Consider the following 20,091-nt stretch of genomic DNA (forward strand, 5'->3'; position numbering starts at 1 on the left):
CGTGTTGGACGTGATGGTGGTGTTGTTGCCAGGAGAGGTGTTCACGCCGACCAGCGTGTTGTCGAGGTTGGTCAGGTTGATCACGGTCTGGGCGCGGGCAGACGGTGCCACCGCCACCATCAGCGCGAGCGCGCCGGTGGAAAGAGCCGTCGTGAGAGTCAGAAGATTTCGCATCGTTTGGCCTTCATCAAGAGCGCCGCCTCTTCCTGAGAGCAGTGCGCTGTGTTTCGAAATCCGCCACAGCGTCGCCAGAGCGAACGCCAGCCGGCCACCATCAATTCGCCGGATGCGCGCCAACCCCGCCCCACCTACCGGGAGCGACGCTGCCGCGCCTCCGAGACACACCTAATCCCGCCGCTTCCCTGTGGAGGGCGGCGGAATCACCAGCTTCAGATGCCGCCGCCGGCGCCCGAGCCGCTGTCGCCGCCGTCGCCACCGCCATCAGCCTGCGGAGCCGAAGGACCGGGCTGCCAGACCACGGGAATGTTCCAGAACACAGGCGGCGGCGAGAGCGTCGCGCCGCCGCTATCGGCGACGCCAGGCCCGGTCCCGCCGGTGCCGACGCCGACGCCGATGCCACCATTGGTATTCGAGTTCTGGCTGCCGGTGTTGTAGCTGTTGTTGTAGTAGTTGTTGTTGACGAAACTCGTCGTCCGGCTGTTATTGATGTTATTGACGATGTTGTTGGTGACGGTGTTGTTACGCGTCGAGTTGTTGGTCACCGTGTAGACAACGTTGTTGGTCGTGGTGATGGGATTGTTGTTGGTCGCAACGCCGTTGTCGCCAACCGCACCGATGCCGTTGCCGCCACCGCCCAGGCCACCGATCACCACATTCCCGCCGATGGCGGACGTCACGGGCCGCGGCTGCACCAGGCCCGGATGGACGACGGGGGTGAAGACGTAGTTCACCGGCCGGTAGACGGGCGTGAGGCTGAGCGGCGGGCAGGGCAGGCCGTAGTTGACCAGCGAACCGGTCCACTGCGTCGTGTAGGGCCGCGCGACGAAATGGCCGATGGGGTGGCCCACGTTCCAGCCCGGGCCGATGCCGACAGGCCAGCCGGTCACGGCAGGGCCGCTGCCGACGTAGCCGCTCGCGGAGATGCCGCCCGCGCCGGAGAGGCCGCTCGCGACGTTACCGATCCCGCTCTGGGAGATGACGACCGAACCACCGGCCGCATTGCCAGGGCCCGCACCGGTGAAGCGCGAGGTCCAGCTCTGCGCGGCCGCCATGTCCGGCGCCATCAGCGCTGCCGCAGCGGCTGCGGCCAACAGCCATGGCCTTGAATGTCTTGTCATCAGCGTCGACTCCTTCGATTGGTTGTTCATGCTTCCGGCACCCCCGGGGGGCGCCCCCACGCGCGGCCACTCTCGGGCCGACGACGTCTTGCTGGTCATGTCGCTCATCCGGTGATCCGGCGCAGCGCATCGGCGATGCCGTCGATGGGCAGGTTGATCGGCACCGTCTGGCCGTCGAGCGACAGAACCAGGAACTTCATCACGCTACCGCGGCGGAGGACCTCGACCAGTTCGGCCGGCATGGCGATGGACAGCGTGCAGCCCATGGGCAGGCAGGTCTCGATCGGGATGGAGGCGAGGTACCGTTCATCCACCAGCAACGGCACCGCTTCCCGAACGCCGATGCCGAGTGGCAGCAGCACGGAAGCCGCGAGACGACGCTGGTCACGCACGTCGCGCAGCACGCTGACCATGGCCAACTGGCCCTGACCGTCAGGCCGCATCACGCGGCGGAAGATGCGGCAGGGCTGGGGTTGCGGGCATTCATAGGCCCAGCCATCCACGCCCGGTATGGCGCTGGCCTGCTGCGCCGCCGGGGCTGCAGCCGCCGGGGCGGCCGGCGCCACCCGCTGCGGCGCAGGCGCCGCGGCTGGCCGCTGCTGCTGCTGTTGCTGGGTTTGTTGCCGCTGCTGCTGTTGCTGCTGTTGCTGCTGTTGCTGCTGTTGCTGCGCCGAGCGCTGCGGCGCGTTAAGGACATCGCCCTGCGCCAGCGCCGTACCAGACCAGGGCATCGCCCAGGCAAGCGTCGCAGCCAGCATCCAGCGAAGCGAACGGGGAGCGACCCGGTAGCTGTGTCGCATCATGAGCTAACCTCCAATTGCCGCGAAGCGCGTACGCGCCCGCCGCGGCTCCATCGCCACAGGGCGAGGGCGTGCAGTCGTCTGTTCAATGACAACGAAGCCGTCCCGATCCGCCTCCCGCACCGCGAGCGGCACTCGCGATCCGATAAGGACACGGTTCCCGTCCAGGCGGATCAGGAAACGCGGGTCCCTGTCTTCGGGCAGAAGGATCTGCGAGTGGCCGGCAAACCGGAGCAGGACCCACCGATCACCACGCCGCGCGACCTCGTAGGTGACGCGCGGAGGCAGTTCGAAGCCGACGACGGAGCGCCCATCGATCTCCCTCAGATGGATCTTGACGGCACTGCCGTGTCGCTGCGTCTCCGTGCTCTCCCCGCCCGGCACGTAGACAGCGCGCATCACGGAACCACCGCCGGCAAAGGCGGCGGGCCGCGGCATCGCGCCACGCTGGACGTCGGCCTCCACCGTTGGTGCCGCGACGGCCTGGACCGTTGGGCCTGCCTCAACGGGGCTCGGCGGCGGAGTCGCCGGTGGGCTTGCTGGCGGCGCGCTTGCCGTCGCGACCGTATCGTTTGCCGGCGCGGGAGTGAGGAGCCGCGCCAGCGCACCCACCAGGGACGGACGGGGCGCCTGCTCCGCAACCACCACCCGCGGCGTGGCCGGCGGCTGTTCATTCGCAGCGGGTGGGGTCGCGCGGGCCTGCTGGGGTGCGCCAGCCGCCGGCTGCTGGGCCGCCGGCTGGTCGGGCGCCTGCTGCTCGAACTGCAGGATGTCGGAAGGCGCCGGTACCGCGGGGGGCGCGGTCTCAGGGGACGCAGCGGGCACAGCCGCCGGGGCGGCCGGACGGCGCGGGTCACCTGCTTCCCGCGCATTGCTGCGCGCATCGAAGCCCGGGACCAGCTGGTCGCAGGTCTCGCTGCGCCCGAACAGTTCGGACAGGATGTCGTAGGCCCCGGTCTCGATCACCCAGCGCAGCGCCGTCTGGACCGGCTCGTTCTGCCGCTGGCCGATGTTGGCCTCGAAAGCCTCCGTGCGCGTGTTGCCGAGCGACACGTCGAGGAAGCGGAACACGCCGACGCCGATTTCCTGGCCGACCAGCTGCTTGCCGTAGGACCGCGCCAGCCTGACCTCGGTCGTCGTCGACCGCGTGACAACAAGGTCGACGGCGACGGAGACGCGGTAGCTGCGCCGGCCGGCGGTGACGCCGAACAACCCTGCTTCCTGAACGTCGCTGTGGATATTGTAGTTGTACTCGGTCACCGCGCCGCTGACGTAGAAGGTCGAGCCCACGATCTCGCCGACCCGGACAGGCCGGAACGGGAAGGAGGTGTCGCCCACTCGCGACTCACGACCCTCTCCCAGCCGGCGTGCCATCGCCTCACGCATTTCCCACTCGACCACGCCGATGGAGGTGCGGTTCACCAGCCGCGCACCTGCGCGGCTCATCGCGACGAGAAGCATGAGGTCCGGCCGCTGTGTCACCATGCGGCCCGCATTGTCACCCTCGCCGAGCGATGCGCCCGTGCCGTCCACCAGGTCCGCAATACCGATGCGGACATCCTCCTGCCGCGCGAGCTGCGACCTCATGCAGGTCAGCGCCTCGCTCATCGGTGTCGTATTCCGATACGGCGCGGGCCCGTTGATGAGGGGGGCATTGTCGCGCGTCCTGACCGGCGCGCACGCAGCGAGCGCGGTAAGGAGCAGAATACAGAAAGACCTCGACATGCCCGGGTGAACCCGATCGACATTACTGATCGTCAACGAGCCGAAAGGGGGCTGTTGGTCAGTGGCCGGCCACCGATGACGCTGTCCGTCGTATTGGTGGATTGCTGGCGCGTGTCGGAGGAAGTCTGCCCGGCATTGAGGACGTCTCCGACGGAGACGGTGCTGCCGCTGCCGGGCACCGCCACGTTGATGGTGCTGTTGTCGTAATACTGCACGACGTTGTTCATCCCCGACGTGGCCTGCGACCGCGTATCCAGGGCCGACACGCCGCTCGCGCCGCCGGAGATGCCTGCCTGTTGCCGCGCCGTGTATTGCAGGGAGAGACTCTGGCGCGAAACCTCACGCGAAAGCCTGGTGTTCGTGTCCTGGCCGTGCACGCGGAACGGAATCGCGCGCTGCTCGCCATATCCCTGCGCGCTGGCGCTGTGCGTGGGATATCCCACGCACAGCGCCAGCGACGCGAGCGGAACCAGGAGAGTGCGGGCCCTCACCGGATGGATGCCGTGCGATTGCCGGCCCGGTCGTTCGCCGCAGGCGCAAGACCATGCGAACCGGCAGCACCACCTTCAAGGAAGACCTCGACACGGCGATTGACCGGCGCCGCCGGGAAACGGGTATCCACCGGCCGCGTCATGCCGAAACTCTCGACGAGAACGCGTGACGCATCGATGCCGGACCGCTCGACGATGTAGTCGCGCACCGCGGCGGCGCGCCGCATGCCCAGTTCGTAGTTGTAGCCCTGCCCGCCGCGGGGATCGGCAAAGCCCGCGATCCGCAGGTTGGCACCGGGCGGCAACCTTGGGGTCTCACCAGGCTCAACGCGCGTGACGACGCGCAGGTCAGCCAGGAACCCGTCGAGGATCAGCCGCCACTCCGGCTTCAGGACAGCGCGGTCCGTCTCGAACAGCACGCGCCCGACAGGCGGCGCGCCGGCAAGCACGGGGATCGCGTTGACCGCGACGGGATAGTAGCCGCCACCGGGGAACAGGCGGAGCGTGAAGGTATCCGGACCGTCATAGCCCGGCGAAGCGCGGTACAGGACCAGCGTGCGGCTCGGCGAGGTGAAGACCCGCACCTCACCATTCTCCGGCGCGCTGACCACCAGATGCGTGTCGAAACGGCGCCCGGCCGCGCTGCTGGCACCGGGCGGAGACAGCGCCGCGTTCACACCTGTCACCTGGTTCAGGAAGAACCCACACCAGTGACCTTCATTCGTGGTCGTCATCGCCGTCTCGCGACCGATCGGCAGCGGGAAGGTGTCGGGTGCCGCCACCCGGCACACGGCCGGACGCTCCGCCATCAGGCGAAGCGCCTCGGCTTCCTCCCCCGCCTGCATCGTCCCGCAGGCCGACAGGCTTGCGGTCGCAATCATCAACATGGCGCCACGAAGCAGCGCACCCGGGGTTCCGGAGCAGCGGAGACTGGCCTGCGAGTTTCGGCTCATTCTTTTCGACCACCTGCGACCATAATTCGATGGATCGCAGGATGACGTGTCGGCGCCGCCGCCTCCACGAGAGTTCTGTCGAGGATGTGTCGACACGATCACGGCTCTACCACCCGCACAGCCTCTCGCCGCGCGCGCATTGACAGAAAGCGCCGCTGATGGACGCGGTCCACAGGGCACCACAAACAGCGACAAGACGAGGTCTATCCATTCGAACGGCCGCCTCATTAGATCGAGGCTGAAACTTCATGGTCGGGGACTGCTCCTTGTCGCCCACTCTCGATGCCCTCCCTGCAGAGGGTCGCCTCGTCGCCGTCCTCATTCTCGCCCTGCCGGGCACACCGGGCTGGGAAGCCTCCCTTGGTTGCATTGCCAGGCAGACGGTCCAGCCGGCGGAGATCATCTTTGCCGCGCAGGAAGCGGAGGGTGGCGGGGACCTTCTCCCTGCCGGCATGTCAGGTTCCTCGATCGCGCGTTGCGTCGCCATTCCGCATACGGAGCTTCTGGGTGCGCGACTTGGCCTGCTCTGCAACGAGGTCAGGAGCCCGCTCGTCGCCGTGCTCGACACACCCGATCGCTGGGCACCTGGCTATCTCCGCGCCGCCCAGGATCGTTTCCTGGCAGCCGATGCTGAAACCCTCGCGGCTATCGCCATCCCGACCCGCGCGGCAGGTGGCGCCTGCCCCGCGACCACGGAGCTGCATCTGGAGGAGGCGCTTCGGGGTCCTGGCGATACGGCCCTCGGCTTCATCTACCGGCGAGAGGCGCTGGAACGGGTCGGCGGCTGGGACATGAGTCTCGGGCCGGCAGCGCCCTGGGACCTGCAACTGCGCCTGCTGGTCGAATGGCATATCGGCCTCCTTCCCGCGACGCTGGCGTGGCGCGAGGGCACGGGCGGATGGACGCAGCCGCTTGTTGGGGCCGCCAGCCGCAGCAGGCTCCTCCGCCGCACCCTCCGGCGGTCACCCGAGTTGATCGGCCTGCTGATGCTGCAGGCTCACGTGGCCGGCACGTGGCCTCTCCCGGTGGACGAGGACGCCAGCTCCGTGGTGGCGGACCATCGCGAGGCCTGGGCCGCCGGTCCGGCCTAGCGCGTCCGGCGCTCAGCCGGACGCCATCCCGGGAAGATCACGCAGCTGCCTTTGCGGCCAGCACCGCGTCCCGGTTCGCCATCGCCACCGCATCGGCCGGCGCGATTTCCAGGGCGCGGCCATAGATGGCCAGCGCATCGTCTGCCCGGCCCAGTGCCTGCAGCAGATTCGCGTAGTTCACCAGGGACTGCAGATGGTCCGGCGCCCGACGCAGGGCATGCTCGAGATCATCGAGCGCCGCCGCGAACTGGCCCGCGCAGTGCAAGGCGACGCCGCGGCTCGACCGCAGGTGCGCGGAATCAGGATCGATCGCCAAGGCCCGGTCATAGCATTCGATCGCCGCACCAACGTCACCCATGGCCAGCAGGCAATTGCCGCGATTGGCATGCGCCTGCGGCAGGTCGGGCGCGAGCAACACGGCCGCGTCATACTCCGCCAGCGCCTCCTGCGCCCGCCCCAGCGCATGAAGCGCATTACCGCGGTTCAGCCGCGCTCCAGCCTGGCCAGGTGCGCGCCGCAGCGCCTCGTCGTAATCCGCCAGCGCCGCGGCATGATGCCCTCGGTGCAGACTGAGGTCGGCACGCGCCAGCCAGACCTCCGCCAGGTCAGGTCGCAGGGCAACGGCCTGGTCGAGGTCGTCAGCCATATCCTCGGCCACCCCAGCCTGCTGCGCCAGCTGCGCCCGCCGCAACCACAGCCCGGCATCGCCCGGCGCCAGTCTGGCCGCGCGCCCAAGCGCCTGGCGGGCCGGCTTGTACTGCCCCATCGCCGCATAGGCTTCAGACACGGCGAGTTGCGCCTCGACAGATGCGGGGGCGAGTTGCGCCGCCTTCCGCACGACCTCCAGCGCCTTCTCCCCCAGTCTGCCGCGCAGGCAGATCCTGCCCAGCAGCAGCCAGGCATCGTGCCGACGCGGTGCCGTGCCGATGACGGCTTCACACAGCCGCGCCGCTTCGGCCAGGCGCCCCTGTTCATAGAGGTGCTGCGCCCGGCGCAGGGCTTCCGCCACGGCATCGGCGCGCACGCGGTGGGCGACGGGGCTTGCCATTCTTCTTTCCTCGATACGCGTTCGTTCGTTGCGGGCACGCTCGGCCGGTTCCATGCATCGCCGCCTCATGCCGCCTCGGCGCGGGGCTCCAGCACCGCGCGTTCACCTGCTGCGGCCCTCGTCCAGCGCCGGCCAAGCCGCTCATAGCAGGGGCGTGGCTGGCATCCGGCGTTGCCGGCAAGGTTGTAGGCCCTCAGCTCCTTCACGAGCAGGCCCGCACTCGTCACCATCAGGTCCGCCCGGAGATGGGTGATGCCCGCGGCCAGCGTCTCCGCGATCGCGGCGGCGTCCCGGAATACCGCCAGATCGGGCTCGTGTTTCCCATCCCTGAGCGGCATTCGGACCGGGATCGGCGATCCATCCGCGCTGAGCCATGAACCACGCCGCGCGGAAGACCCCATTGTGCCTTCGAGCACGCAGACCACGGCAAGCCTAGCCGCCACCTGCGCCGTGAGCGCGCTCACATCCCTGGCACTGCCGGCGCCAACCAGCGCGACCATACCCGAATCGTGATCCGGCTTCACGGCAAATCGGTCCGGCAGTCGCGGCCAATCGAACGCGGCGGCGTCGCTCCAGAAGGGGTGCTCGTTCACTGCCTGATAGTCATCCAGCAGTACGGGATAGACGCAGTTACGCTCTTCAGGGCTCGACTTTCCCGTCGAAGCCCCGGCGACCGCATCGCCAGGTGCCATCATCGCACGCCCATGATGCGAAGGTGATCAAGGATCAGGGCCGCGTCGCGGTCGCCGACCAGCGGCCGCCATGCAGCGGAAGGGCCCAGCACATCCGGCATGCTGCGCAGCAGCTCGCGCTTGAGATAGGGAAAGCCCAACCTCTCGATCAGCGGCCGCCAGAGATGGAAGGTCGGATTCAGCGGCCAAGGCCGCCGCGCGCCTTCCATGGCAAAGCGCGGGCCGAGTTCACGGCGTGTCGCCGGGTCGATGGCGCGACACGCCGCCTCATAGTCGAACACGGCACCGCAATCGATACCATCCTTGATCACCCTCGCGGACAAGCCGATCTCCCCGGTTTGCACGATCCGCCACTTGCTGCGCGAATCGCGGAAGCCGCGGAGATGACGGGCCACCGATTCGACGGCGCGCTCCCCCGATGCCAACACGAGATAGGATTGAAGATGGGGCCGCGGCGCCACGCTCTCGGTCAGGCCGAACACCCCTTGCCCTGCCGCTCGCCACGCCTCGATGATGGGTGTCATCGGACGGATCGGGCCGAGGACGCTGTCATTGGCCAGAAGAAGCTCGCTCGGCACGCCGAAGCGCTGCGTCGCGATCGCATAGGCATCGCGCCATGCGCCGAAGTCGAGGCCGGTATTGCCCCGGCGGATGATCAGCGCCGCGTGTTCGCCGACCGCATCACGGTCGGCTGCGGGAACATCCGAATTCGAGATGAAGATGACCGTGAAGCCCTGCTCACGCCACAACGCCAGTTGCCGGCGCACCATCGCCGAGACGCGACCATCCGGCGACCAATGCAGAAAGAGCGCGAGTGACGCGCCTGCCGGCTGGGCGCGCCCCTGCTCCACGGCCGGTTCGACCGAACGCGGCGGGCAGGTGACATCAAAAATCGCTGCCGCCGTGATCTCCGCGGCAACGGCAGCGCCACGACTGATGAGACTGCCGATGGAGCGCGTACCGAGGCCATGCAGGATGCGCGGGATTGCGGCTCCATCCGATCGCAGCGGCGTCACCCGGTAGGATGGCGTGTACACCGCCAAGGCACGCTCTGGCAGGCCGGGAGAGCGCCAGGTGGAATTCTCGACCAAGCCCGCACTGAACGCGCTAGAACCGTGCGCGTCCGCGCGGGCAAGGTGTGTCATTCAGCCATCACATAGGCTGCCGGGCTGTCATCGGCACCGAAGCGGAGCCGGCTGCACCTCTGCTGCACCAGGACGTCGCGGTTGCCCTCGCCCGGCAGTACCCGAAGCATCACGGCAAGCGACCGCAGCGTGGCGCGCGCCTCGGCAGAGCTGATCTCGTTGAACAGCCCCATCATCTCGAGGCCCTCAGCGAGCTGCTGCGCTTCCTGCACCAGGTCCTTGGACAGTGGCGCCCTCTCGTCCTCTCGCGGTCCACGCTCGAGATGCGCTTCCAACCCATGCATCAGCAGCGCCACCGAGGTGTCGAGCGCCTGCGCGATCATGACCATCGAGCCGACCGAGATCCGGTTGCGCCCCATCTCGTACTTCTGGATCTGCTGGAAGGTCATGCCCAGGTGCCGCGCCAGGTCGTTCTGCGACATGTTGCGAATGATGCGGAGCCGCCGGATGCGTTGTCCGAGGGCGATGTCCAGGTTCTCGCTGTAGGTCCGCCGACGCCGTTCCGGCATCATCGGCTCATCCATTCCATCCATCTGCCGGTTACCCCAAGAAGCGTTGAAGGCGATCCACTCGTGCCGCCGATGACGAAACCGCCGCCGGCCCAAGGCCACTCTCCCGCGCCGCCATCTGGGTCAGCAGCGCGAGGGCGGCGTGGTAGAAGTTGTCCGGCTCGCCCCCTGGCGGCGGCAGATCGGCCGGCGACTTGCCAGCTGCCGCCACCGTCAGCGATGCGATGGCCCGGATTCCCGGACCGGCCGAATAGGGCGACACCCCGTCGTCAGTCAGGTTGCTCCACGCCGGCAGATACGCATGCGCCCTGTCCGTCCAGAAGGATGCGTAGGGATCAAGCAGGGAGGGCGCCGAGCGTCTCGACCAGGTCAGGTACAGCGGCACTCGCACCGCGTCGTAGCTGAAGCGCTCCCCTCGGCTCGGCAACATGCTCACCCGCCCGTCCTGGCGCGCCACGCGCACCCAGTCCGGCGTCAGTGACCAGCGGCCGAAGCGTGCATCGTGCAGAAGCCGCTCGCCATTGTCGGCAAGCCGCCGCCAGCCGTCATCCTCGAGTGCAGCCGCGAAGTCGTCGAGCGCGGCAAACACGTAGTAGGACGGGTTCGCGACGACAAAGCGATCATGCTCGAAGCCGCGCGCACCCGGCAGCAGTACCAGCCGGCCGCCGATACTGCGCACCAGCAGGCGTCGGATATCGTTCGCGACCGCAACCGCCGCGCCCTGCAGGCCGGCACTGGGCCAGCGGCGCGATGCCCGCAGCAGGGCCCAGGCGAAGCAGAGATCGGCGTCTGTCGCATTGTTCGGATCATCGACGACGCCACCCCCGTCCGTCCGGTAGCGCCACGCCAGCAGCCGGTCGGGCCGCACCGCAAGTCGCTGGCGCGTCCAGGCAAGGATCCGGCCGAACGCCTCGCGGTCGTCATGATGCTCGGCAAGCAGCAGCGCCCAGGCCTGCCCCTCGGAATGCGTGAAGCCTGGCGTGGCGGGATCGATGATGCGACCATCCGGCGACACGAAGCGGGACTTGAAGCTGCGCCACGTCGCCTGGCCTGCCGACCCCATGCCCCAGCTCGTCCCCGCCCGCATCAACAGCGGCGTCGCGCAAAGGGTGGCGGACAGCAGCGAACGCCGAAAGGCGGGTTCGGACCGGCGGCCTTGGTCGGGTTGCCTCATTCCCACAAAATTGCGCAGAAGCGCGGCGGGCGCATGAAGAGTCGTGTGGGTTGTCGTTCAGGAAGACGGGCGCGACGAAGCCTTTTGTCGACTGGCGCGGCGATCCGTGCGGAACGCCGGGTTGCCGCCTGCCGCCACGTCGCGCGCTACGGCGCAGCGGCCTGCTGCGCGATCCGGGCCGCCGCATCCACTCCCGCTGCTGGCAAGGTGATGGTGAAGACGGCGCCGTCCGCATCGTTCCACGCCTCGATGCTGCCTCCCATTCCCTTCACCAGACCATGGCAGATCGACAGGCCGATGCCCGTGCCCTTGTCGGGGCCCTTGGTGGTCACGAAAGGCTCGAACAGGCGTGGCAACACCTCCTCCGCAATGCCACCGCCGGTATCGGAGAGCGCCAGGCGCACGGTATGGCCCGGCCCCGACGCAGCCTCGATCCTGATCCGTCGCGCTGCCTCCGCCGGTCGGCCGACCAATGCGTCCCGTGCGTTCAACAGCAGGTTCGACACCACCTGCTCGATCAGCACCGACTGGCCGTGGACCTGGAGCTGTGGATCAGGGATGGCGACCGACACATCGATCCCTGCATTCCGCAGGCTGCCGCGCATGAGTTCCAGCGCCGCCTCGATCACCGTCATGACGCAAACCGGCTGCCCCCCGGCATCCCCTTCTGCACCGCGGGCGAAGCGGCGCAGGCTTTCGATCAGGTCCGATGTGCGCTGCGTCTGGTCGACGATCCAGTCGAGCCGGGTCGATGCCGCCGGGACATCCCCTTCTTGGAGCTTGAACTGCGCCACCTCGGCCGCCAGGGAGATGCTCTGCAAGGGCTGGCGAAGCTCATGCGCCAGTCCACCAGCCATCTCGCCAAGCGACGCAAGCCGCGCGGTGGACATGGCGCGCGCCTCTGCCTCCCGAACCCGGTCGATGTTGAGGTTGTAGCCGACAACCTCCGCGCCGCCACAGGGCAGGACGGAGAGAAGCCGTGCCCGAGTCCGGATCCAGCTCCAGCCTCCATCCTTCCGCCTGATCCGCCACTCCCAGCTGTGTTCGCCGGCCTCGATCGTCTTCCTGTAATGGGCCACCAGGGACTCGCTGCCGTAGTCCGAGATGCCCTGGAGATCGGTGACGCCGGCCAGGTCTTCAACCGCCCAGCCGAAGACGACGAGGGTGTCACCGCCGCGATAGATGCGCTCGATGTGCAGCACGTCCCGGTCGATGGTGATGCGGGACAGGAACACAATGGCAGGCAATCCGGCATGAAGCCGCTCGACCTCCCTGCGCCCGGCCTGCAGCGCGGCCTCGCGGCGACCGCGTTCCTCGATCGTGTCGAACTCCCGAACGACCGAGAGCATGAGGAAAGGCAGCATCGTGACATAAAGCGCGAGCGGAAGCCCCGCGACGCCCGCCAGCACCGCCCCGGGACGATCGGGCATCCGCGGGACCGCGATGGCGTACAGCACTGTAGCGAGCAGGCAGGCCGCGACGACGCCGACCAGGATCGCCATGTCGAGCGCCGCCCTGACCCGTCGCCGCCGCCAGATGCTGAACAGATCAGCGACCGACCAGAGAAGCGGGCCGAATATCAGGGGCGCGAGTATCGCCAGGCGCAGCGGCTGCACTGCCAGGACCTGGGGCCAGAGGCAGGCAGCAAGCCAGATCGCCGACGGCACGAAGGCTGCCCAGACCGGTCGCCGATCCCCCTTCAGCAGGCCAGCGCCGAGCCATACCAGGCTGACGGCGAGAACCTGCGCGAGGTTGATGTAGCCGAACACGACACCCGGTGACACCTTGCCCCAGAGCAGGGCGCCTGACATCACCATGGCCTGGAGGAAGGCCGCGGCCAGCCAGGCGCCCGGCACCGCCCTGGACTGCCCCTGCAGAGCATGGGCGCTGTTGCGCAGCAGAAGAAGGCTGCCGATCAGCCCCGCAAGGCCCGCGGCGAGGAGCATGGCCCTGGTCTCGAGAATGCTATCCACGCCAACGCCTCCCAGAACCCGCGCCCCCGCATGGCACCATGGATGAGCGATCAGGCTTCGGCGGGCAAACAACGGGAAGGCGACACAGATCGCATTGAGCGCGAGTCACCGCCGCGCGCGCCCCGCCTTCGACGCGGAACTACAACCCTGCCGAAGGCGGCGCGAACCGCAGGGACCTGGCATGCGCCTGCCAGGAAGATTCAGCCACCTTCGTCGCGGCCACCTCGGCCCGGTCTCCCCACGCCGAGAGGAGGCCAGCACGTCACCAGCGACGCCCGACGGCGAATCGCCGCGCGGCCTCGACGGGACGGCGTCGCCCCCCCGATGGCCGCGCGCCGCCGTCACATCACAGCCAGAAATTCCCCTGGTCGATGACGCCGCCCGTCGTGGTGACATGCCCCAGCACGGTGATGTCCGCAGCCGCGACGACGTTGTCCCCACCAGAGTCGTTGTAGATGCCGATCCAGAAGCCGTTCGTCTCCGCCGACTTCACGGAGAAGATGACCTCGCCGTCCGTCAGGGGGAACAGATCGAAGGCACTGTCGATGGCGGTGGCAATGGCGGTGACGAGTCCGGCGCCGGACTGCACCGCGGAACCGCTGACAAGCAGCAACTCCGTCCCGGCCACCAAGGACTTCTCGGCCCCGACTGCCGCGGTATCGACCAGCAATTGACCGCTGTTGCCGTTCCGATCGCTGTAGCCGCTGATCTGGATGCGGTCCGAGGTACCGAAGCCGACAATCACGTCATAGCCCGTGCTGGCGCCGGAAGCCGCCCCGTCGCCAGACTCGAAGACGATGCGGTCCGCATCGGAGTCGCCCGCGTCGATCGTATCGGCGCCGCTGCCACCGAGGAACGTGTCGGCACCGCCGTCACCGGTGATCGAATCGGCGCCGCTGCCACCGATCAGCGTGTCGGCACCGCCGCCACCGTTGATCGTATCGGCCCCGGATTCACCGCGAAGCGTGTCAGCCCCCGAACCGCCGGTCAGGCGATCGCTGCCATCGCCGGCGTAGACCTCCGAAGCGGTGTTGGAGGTCGCGATGGTATCTGCATAGTCGCTGCCGCTGATGAAGAAGCCCTCGGCCTGGTTGATGAGGGAGAAGCTGACCCCCGCATCGGTCCCGGCCGCGCTGATCCGCTCGATATCCGTCACCATCGAATCAGTCGAATTGGTCAGGCGCTGCGCGGTCTTCGCGGTGATCTGAAGGGTATCGACGCCCGCATTACCATCGACGGAAACCCCGGTCTCCACGCCGACGCGGAACACGATCGACCGGGTGATGATGCCCGTCTCCGGATCGGTCAGCGTGGCGTGGTATCGCACCGTCGGATCGGCATAGCGGAAGCTGTTGTCGCCGGAGAGGCCATTCTGATCCGTCTGTTCGGCGACCGAGGCATGCGGGTCGGCATCGGCCACGGTGAAGCTGCCGTTTGTGATGGTGGTTTGGCCGACGAGGCGCGAACCGTCATAGACCGACACGGCCGCACCCGCATAGCGGGCGACATTCGGATCCGAGATGGTGCCCGAGACCGACAGGACCGCGGGATTGGCCTGCGTGATCGTGTTCCCCGACTGCGTGATCGTCTGGCCGCCCTGCACCTGGACGCTGCCGATGGCAGGGGTAGCCTTGGGCTTCGCGCCAACCACTCCGTAGTTGTGGACATCCTGCAAGCCATCATAGGTGCCGAAATCCGCGGCCGTCAGGTGTCCGTTCACCTCCGCCATCAGGATCGCCTCGGTATTCTCGACGAATTTGTCGGGAGAATTGACCAGGAAGATGAAGGTCTCCTCGTCCGTGTACAGCGCCATGAAGGTGTTGATCGCGCCGGTGTGGTTCGTGAACTCGATCACGGGGATGTAGCCATCCCCTGCATCCTCGGCATCGAAGAAGTCGAAGAAGCGGATGCTGCTGTTCGGATTCAACGCGCTTTCGGTCGCCGCCGTCGAATCAGGGCGGGTAAGGCCCGTTCCGGTCAGAACATTCACCGCGTAGTCCAGGCTCGGGCCGGTATAGGCCGCGTTCTCGTGCTGGACGCCCCGCTGTATGGCGGTGCTGCCGATCAGGAAGCCCCCGGGCACGAGAAGCGCGTAGCCGAGGCCGGGCAGGACCGCGTTCAGGATGTAGCCGGTCGCGATCATGGCAGCGCCGGAGATGTAGCTGGTGAGGGTCGCGTCCCCTCCCGCGTCCTTATGGGTCGAGTTGTCGTAGACCGGCCCATCTCCATTGCCCGACAGCCAGTAGCCGTAGATCTCATCATGCATGAAGTTCAGGCCGGGATCGTAGCCGTAGGCGGGCGTGTAAACACCAAGAGCGTTGCTGGCTGCCAGGCTGCCCGGCAGAGCGCCGAACGCCTCCAGGATCCGCCAGTTGAGCAGGATCTTGTCACCGGTCGCACTGTTCTGGTCCGAGAAGCCGCTGACGTAGTGCTTCATCGTCATCAGGAAGTCGTCGATACGGACCTCGTCATTCCCGCCACCGGCACCGCCGAGATTGATGAGGTTGAGGCCATCATTCCCGTAGAGCCGATCCGCCCCCGGGCTTCCGTAGATCGTGTCATTCCCGGCCTGCCCGCGGGCCACAATGAGCCCGTCATTCACGACGGTGACGTCATTCGCCTCGTTCACGACGCCGGCGCCGAAGGCGGCACCAGGACCATCGCCATCCGTGTCGCTGATCGCGACCGCGGCCTTCGCACGCAGGTCGATCACGTCGGCGCCGGTGAAGTTGCCGGCCCCGACGCCATAGAGGCCACCGATCACGGCCGTACCGTTGGCCAGAACGCGCAGGGAATCGACGCCGACCGTCGCCGTGCCGGCATCCCAGTCCAGGATCACATCCGTACCGGGCAGCGTGGTGCTGCCGCTTGCATGCACGTTGCCGACGCCGAAGTAGTCCGCGCCAATCCCGCCGGTCACCTGGTTGCCGGACGCCGCGCTGGATGGCCGCGTGTCGTAGGTCGAGGAACCGCCGAACAGGTAGTCCTTCGCCGCGCCGCCCGTCAGGGTATCATTGCCGCCGAAGCCATAGAGCGCGACGCGATCAGCGCCCGCGGTGCCGGTGACGCCAGCCTTGGAGACTGCTTCTCCCGCCGCCGTCCCCAGATAGACCTTGTTGAACTCGTTGTAGAGCTCCGTCGACTTGTTGCGGACATAGAGCCGCAGGTTGCCGTCCAGTGCCGTCGCCTGCTCCACCACGGGCATGTCATGCGTGCCGTTCGTGGTGTGGGTCAACGACGACGTGCTGAAGACATGCTTCCCGTTGGAGTCCATGCGGTAGACGATGGAATGACCGGCCCACAGGTTGTTGGTAGTGTACCGGATGAAGCCGAATTCGGCGAGGTTGAAACTGTCCGTGAACGCGTCGAGCACCCCATCAGGTACGCCGCGGTCGTCGCTCGTCAGGTCGATGTTGTCGAAGCCGATCCGGTCGCCGGCGTTGCGGAACATGGTGCCGGGCTTGATGATGACGGATTTCGGCGCGGTGCCGTCGGAATGCCAGGATTCCGTCATCGCGATGTTCTCGACGGATCCGTAATTGTCAGGATCGGTCAGCCTGCCCGAAAGCTGGTCGCTGTTGTTGACCATGCGCATCAACGGGTTCTGCGTCGTCAGGCTGCCGAAGCCGGTCTCGTTCGCCTTGCGGACGACGCCTGTGCCCTCCATGCGGATGCGCATGCCGCTGTAGAGGCTGTAGGCGTCGATCTGCCCGCCCTCGAAGCGGATCAGCGACCAGTATTGCTGGCCGGCGATATCGGGGTGGTCCAGCAGCCGCGCCGTGTCATTGCCAAGGCCGGCGAACAACAGCGAATCGCGTGCAGCCCCGGTGTAGCCGATGATCTGGTCGCCGGTATCGATATGGATCGACTGCAGCGACCCGTTGGTCGTGAAGTTCAGCGGCGTGGTCAGGCGAAGATCGATGTTCTGCCCGGTCAGGGCCTCAATGAACTCCGCTCCCTTCACGCTCATGGTCCAGGTGCGGGATACGGTCGACCCAGGCGCCATGCCGTTGGACAGCGTCAGCCGGTCCTGCAGCCGCGCATCACCGGAAAGGCTCGCGATATCGCCGCCCATGTCGATCAGCGGGGTGACATTGCGCTGCTCGGTCGGCAGCGACGTCACCGTCCAGTGCTCGTTGGACTTCTGGCTCCCGGTCACCATCCGGTTCCACGCCTTGGACATCACTTCGTTGCCGGTGAGGCGCCAGGAGAACAGGGTTGTGAGTGTCTGCGTCATCGGTGGGTTCTTCCCGCTCTCATCCGCGTGCGAGGCGTAAGGGACACGCCTGCCGCGCTTCTAATCGACGATTTCGTGTGGCCAGGTGGCTCGGTCAGCGAAGGCTGGTCCCGACGATGTTGACGCTACCCATGGCGACCTGCGTCCCGGTGATGCGTGCGACGCCCGCGCTCGCCTGGCTGAGCAGCCGGTTGGCAGAAAGCAGGTCCGTTCGCGACGCCGCCGCCTGGTTGATGGTTCCAGCGCCAAGCGCGCCCACGGTCAGGCTGTTCAGGGATTGCCCGCTGACCTGGCGCGCATTCACCAGCGTCGCATTCGCCGAACCCGGCCCCTGGCAGCAGCCAATCGCCGTCGCGACCGCCAGGTTGCCGGTGCCGGAGGCGAGGCCGCCGGAAAGCTGGTTCAGGTTGCCGGTCATCGTGCCACCAGCATTGACGGAATTGAGGCTGATGCTGACGCCCTGCATCACGTTGCGTGCCGTGGCGTCGCCCGAACTGCCGAGTGCCGTCGCCTCTGCAATATTGGCCGGACCCTGGCCAAGCTGCGTGCCGACGACGCCTGGCGCACTGCCGCTGGCCTGCTGGATCGCCACCGGCGCGACCGCGCTGCCGATCACGCCCGCCGACTCGATGCGATTGATCGTCATCGATACCTGCTGCAGTCCGGAGGTCTGGTCCGACGCGCCGCCCAGCGTCACCGCGCCGCGGCCGTTGGCGAAGACACTGGCCAGGTTGGCAGTCTCCATCGGACCTGAGATGCCGCCCATCACCGGCCCGGTCTGCCGGACGGTACCCGACAGCGAACCGCCGGAGACGGCATTTGCGACGAGGTTGATGTCCTGGCGATAGTCCGTGAGCGTCGCCGTGCCGCTGCCGGACGACAGGCCGCTCGCAGCCTGCACCGTCTGCATCGGTACAGCGCTGAAACCGCGCTGGACATCCACCGGGGAACCAAACCCATCGATGGCGCCCGCCGTCTGGCTGATCAGCCCTGCCGAACTGGTATCGACCGTGCCCGTTGTCGCCAGCAGATTGACAGCGGCAGTGGTCTGCTGCTGCGTGCCACGAACCTCCGCACTGCCGCCCAGCGCGGTCAAGGCCCTGATGTTGTTGGCGTAGAGGCTGGCGGAAGGACCGACCAGAAGGGAATAGGGCCCGACGCCGGCCGCTTCCGCCGTGGCGCCGGTATAGGGATCGACGCGCGTGTATCCGCCGAGACCCGGTTCCTGCGACCCGACAATATGCGCCGCACCGAAATCGACGCGCTGCTGCGACTGCGCGAAACCGCCGAGGATCGCGCTCTGCGACTGGATCGTGTTGACGGTCGCGCGATAGGCCTGCGACGCCGTGTTGATCGATGCCTGTCCCGCCTGCGTGCTGGCGATGGCGGAGTTCAGCGCCTGCGGGCTGAAGTAGAGCGTCTGGCCCGCACTGGTCACCGAGGGATAGAGCGCCGCCGCCAGCCCCACCGTGCCCGACACCTGGGAGAAGCCGGCCGATCCGCCAGTCGGCGCCGACTGGATGGCCACCGATCCCGCATCGACCGCGTTGAAGGACAGTTCGATGGCCTGTCCGATGCGGTCGATGGCGACATCGGAAGCGGGCGGCGCTCCATTGACCATCGGGGCAGGCAGGGTGACACCCGGCTGGGGCAGGGACGGCACGCCGACCGAATTCGCGAAGCTGCCCCAACGGGAATTCGCCAACACGCCGGAATCCGGCACGAAGCCGCCAGCCGTGATGTTCGACGCACCGATCTGGTTGGTCACCAACGGAATGACCGAACTGCCGCCGGCCGCGGTGACCATGCTCTGCTGGCCATTCAGTTGCGCATTGCCGGCCGGGGCCGCGCCATCCGGCCGCAGCGCCAACTGGTTGACGGCAACTGTTGCAACCTGCCCCAGCGTTCGCACGGCGGGGTCAAGCCCGAGCCCACCAAGATTGCCGCCAAAGGCCAGCGCACGGTTCGCCGCCTGGAAGGTGGTGTCCGTCGCGTTGAGGCCATCCGCCTTCTGGGCAAGCACCAGGTCCACGTCACCCGCGACGAGCGCCGTGTTGAAGCGGTTTCCGGCGACCTGCGCGCCCGCATTGCCGCCCGACCCGCCAAGCACCGTCGCCGCCCCGGTCCCCGCATAGGCGAGGAGCGAGTTGACCGCGCTCATGTTGAGGTAGCCCTGCTGCTGCCCCGCCACCGCCACGCCGCCGTTGGCCACCAGGCCGACAGGCATCTGGTTGAGCACCACCACCGTGCCGGGCTGGAGGGCCACGGCCACTGCGTTGCCGCTGTTCAGCGCGGTCTGCGATCCGCCAACCAGCGCACTGCCGTTGCCCTGCGCAAAGGGCACCAGTGCGCCATTCGCGCCCACCGCCGCCGGATCGCCGGACGATATGGCGGCATTGGTGTTCCCGACCGTCAGGCTGGTCCGCCCGCTGAACGCCTCCACGGCACCGACGCTCAGCAGATCGGCGATGCGCGGCGATGCGCCGGCCGACAGCAGCGTGTTGATCTCCACCGTGCCGGGAGTCGCGATGGGGCCGGCAGCGCTACCGAGCATCACGGGCTGCGCGTCGCCGTTCGGTGCCTGGCCGATGGCATTGACGACGTTCATGCCCCGCTGGTCGAGCGCACTGGCCGCGAAGCCCGGCACGACGCCCGGGGACAGCGAGACGGCAAGGTTCGGCGCATCCAGCCGCGTATCAGCTTGCAAGGAGATCGCAGGCGCACTGCCGCTGGCGGCGAAGGCGGTCATCAGTGCGGTATCGAGATTGGTGAGATTGACGACGGTCTGCCCGGCAGCCGGCAGGCCACCCAGCGGCAGCAACAGCAGCGGCAGGCTTCCGTAGGCAAGCGCCCTGGCCGTTCGAGAGGTCATCGGTTTCAACGGTGCCATGGTGAAGGTGGGGTATCCGCTTGACGATGAGGATGTGGAACCCGGCCGCGGAGCAGCCACGGGAT

The 20,091-nt window shown here is 67.6% G+C and carries 14 protein-coding genes; 1 reads left to right on the forward strand and 13 read right to left on the reverse strand.

Going from position 1 to position 20,091, the window contains the following annotated elements:
- Positions 1–389: 389 nt before the first annotated feature.
- From BM041_RS27455 to BM041_RS27480, 5 genes are all read right to left on the reverse strand, one after another.
- On the reverse strand, positions 390–1,406 hold the full coding sequence (locus BM041_RS27455; protein ID WP_139226209.1) for a hypothetical protein: 1,017 nt from the start codon (positions 1,404–1,406) through the stop codon (positions 390–392).
- Positions 1,403–2,101 carry an invasion associated locus B family protein gene (locus BM041_RS27465; protein ID WP_092963121.1) on the reverse strand — a complete coding sequence of 233 codons (699 nt, stop codon included), beginning with the start codon at positions 2,099–2,101 and terminating at the stop codon, positions 1,403–1,405. Before BM041_RS27465 ends, BM041_RS27455 begins: the two co-directional genes overlap by 4 nt.
- Positions 2,102–2,104: 3 nt before the next feature.
- On the reverse strand, positions 2,105–3,706 hold the full coding sequence (locus tag BM041_RS27470; protein WP_175534202.1) for a CsgG/HfaB family protein: 1,602 nt from the start codon (positions 3,704–3,706) through the stop codon (positions 2,105–2,107).
- A 149-nt stretch (positions 3,707–3,855) separates the two neighbouring features.
- Positions 3,856–4,314: a hypothetical protein gene (locus BM041_RS27475; RefSeq protein WP_092963123.1), complete on the reverse strand. Its 459-nt coding sequence runs from the start codon at positions 4,312–4,314 to the stop codon at positions 3,856–3,858.
- Positions 4,311–5,159, reverse strand: a complete 849-nt coding sequence (locus BM041_RS27480; protein ID WP_217648863.1) for an OmpA family protein — start codon at positions 5,157–5,159, stop codon at positions 4,311–4,313. Before BM041_RS27480 ends, BM041_RS27475 begins: the two co-directional genes overlap by 4 nt.
- Before the next feature lie 374 nt (positions 5,160–5,533).
- Here BM041_RS27480 and BM041_RS27485 point away from each other — a divergent pair, with 374 nt between their 5' ends.
- Positions 5,534–6,358 (forward strand): hypothetical protein, encoded by an 825-nt coding sequence (locus tag BM041_RS27485; protein WP_139226210.1) that lies wholly within the window; start codon positions 5,534–5,536, stop codon positions 6,356–6,358.
- A gap of 37 nt (positions 6,359–6,395) precedes the next feature.
- Here BM041_RS27485 and BM041_RS27490 read toward each other — a convergent pair whose 3' ends face one another.
- The 8 genes from BM041_RS27490 to BM041_RS27525 all read right to left on the reverse strand — a co-directional run bounded on the left by BM041_RS27490 (position 6,396) and on the right by BM041_RS27525 (position 20,026).
- Positions 6,396–7,460, reverse strand: coding sequence for a tetratricopeptide repeat protein (locus BM041_RS27490; protein ID WP_175534204.1), 1,065 nt, complete (start codon positions 7,458–7,460; stop codon positions 6,396–6,398).
- A gap of 11 nt (positions 7,461–7,471) precedes the next feature.
- Complete coding sequence (locus BM041_RS30280; protein WP_139226211.1) at positions 7,472–8,101, reverse strand: hypothetical protein; 630 nt, start codon at positions 8,099–8,101, stop codon at positions 7,472–7,474.
- A complete protein-coding gene (locus BM041_RS27500; protein ID WP_217648864.1) occupies positions 8,098–9,189 on the reverse strand; it encodes a rhamnan synthesis F family protein in 1,092 nt (363 codons plus the stop codon). Before BM041_RS27500 ends, BM041_RS30280 begins: the two co-directional genes overlap by 4 nt.
- Positions 9,190–9,239: 50 nt before the next feature.
- Positions 9,240–9,767, reverse strand: coding sequence for a helix-turn-helix domain-containing protein (locus tag BM041_RS27505; RefSeq protein ID WP_175534205.1), 528 nt, complete (start codon positions 9,765–9,767; stop codon positions 9,240–9,242).
- Positions 9,768–9,783: 16 nt separating this feature from the next.
- Positions 9,784–10,926, reverse strand: coding sequence for a glycosyl hydrolase family 8 (locus tag BM041_RS27510; RefSeq protein WP_092963130.1), 1,143 nt, complete (start codon positions 10,924–10,926; stop codon positions 9,784–9,786).
- A gap of 146 nt (positions 10,927–11,072) precedes the next feature.
- Positions 11,073–12,872 (reverse strand): ATP-binding protein, encoded by a 1,800-nt coding sequence (locus BM041_RS27515; protein ID WP_092963131.1) that lies wholly within the window; start codon positions 12,870–12,872, stop codon positions 11,073–11,075.
- A gap of 373 nt (positions 12,873–13,245) precedes the next feature.
- On the reverse strand, positions 13,246–17,136 hold the full coding sequence (locus BM041_RS27520) for a calcium-binding protein (RefSeq protein WP_092963132.1): 3,891 nt from the start codon (positions 17,134–17,136) through the stop codon (positions 13,246–13,248).
- A 94-nt stretch (positions 17,137–17,230) separates the two neighbouring features.
- The gene (locus BM041_RS27525; RefSeq protein ID WP_217648865.1) at positions 17,231–20,026 is read right to left on the reverse strand and encodes a beta strand repeat-containing protein; all 2,796 of its coding nucleotides are present in this window, start codon (positions 20,024–20,026) and stop codon (positions 17,231–17,233) included.
- Between the last annotated feature and the right edge of the window lie 65 nt (positions 20,027–20,091).

Source organism: Falsiroseomonas stagni DSM 19981, assembly GCF_900114315.1.
Classification (GTDB): Bacteria; Pseudomonadota; Alphaproteobacteria; order Acetobacterales; family Acetobacteraceae; genus Falsiroseomonas; species Falsiroseomonas stagni.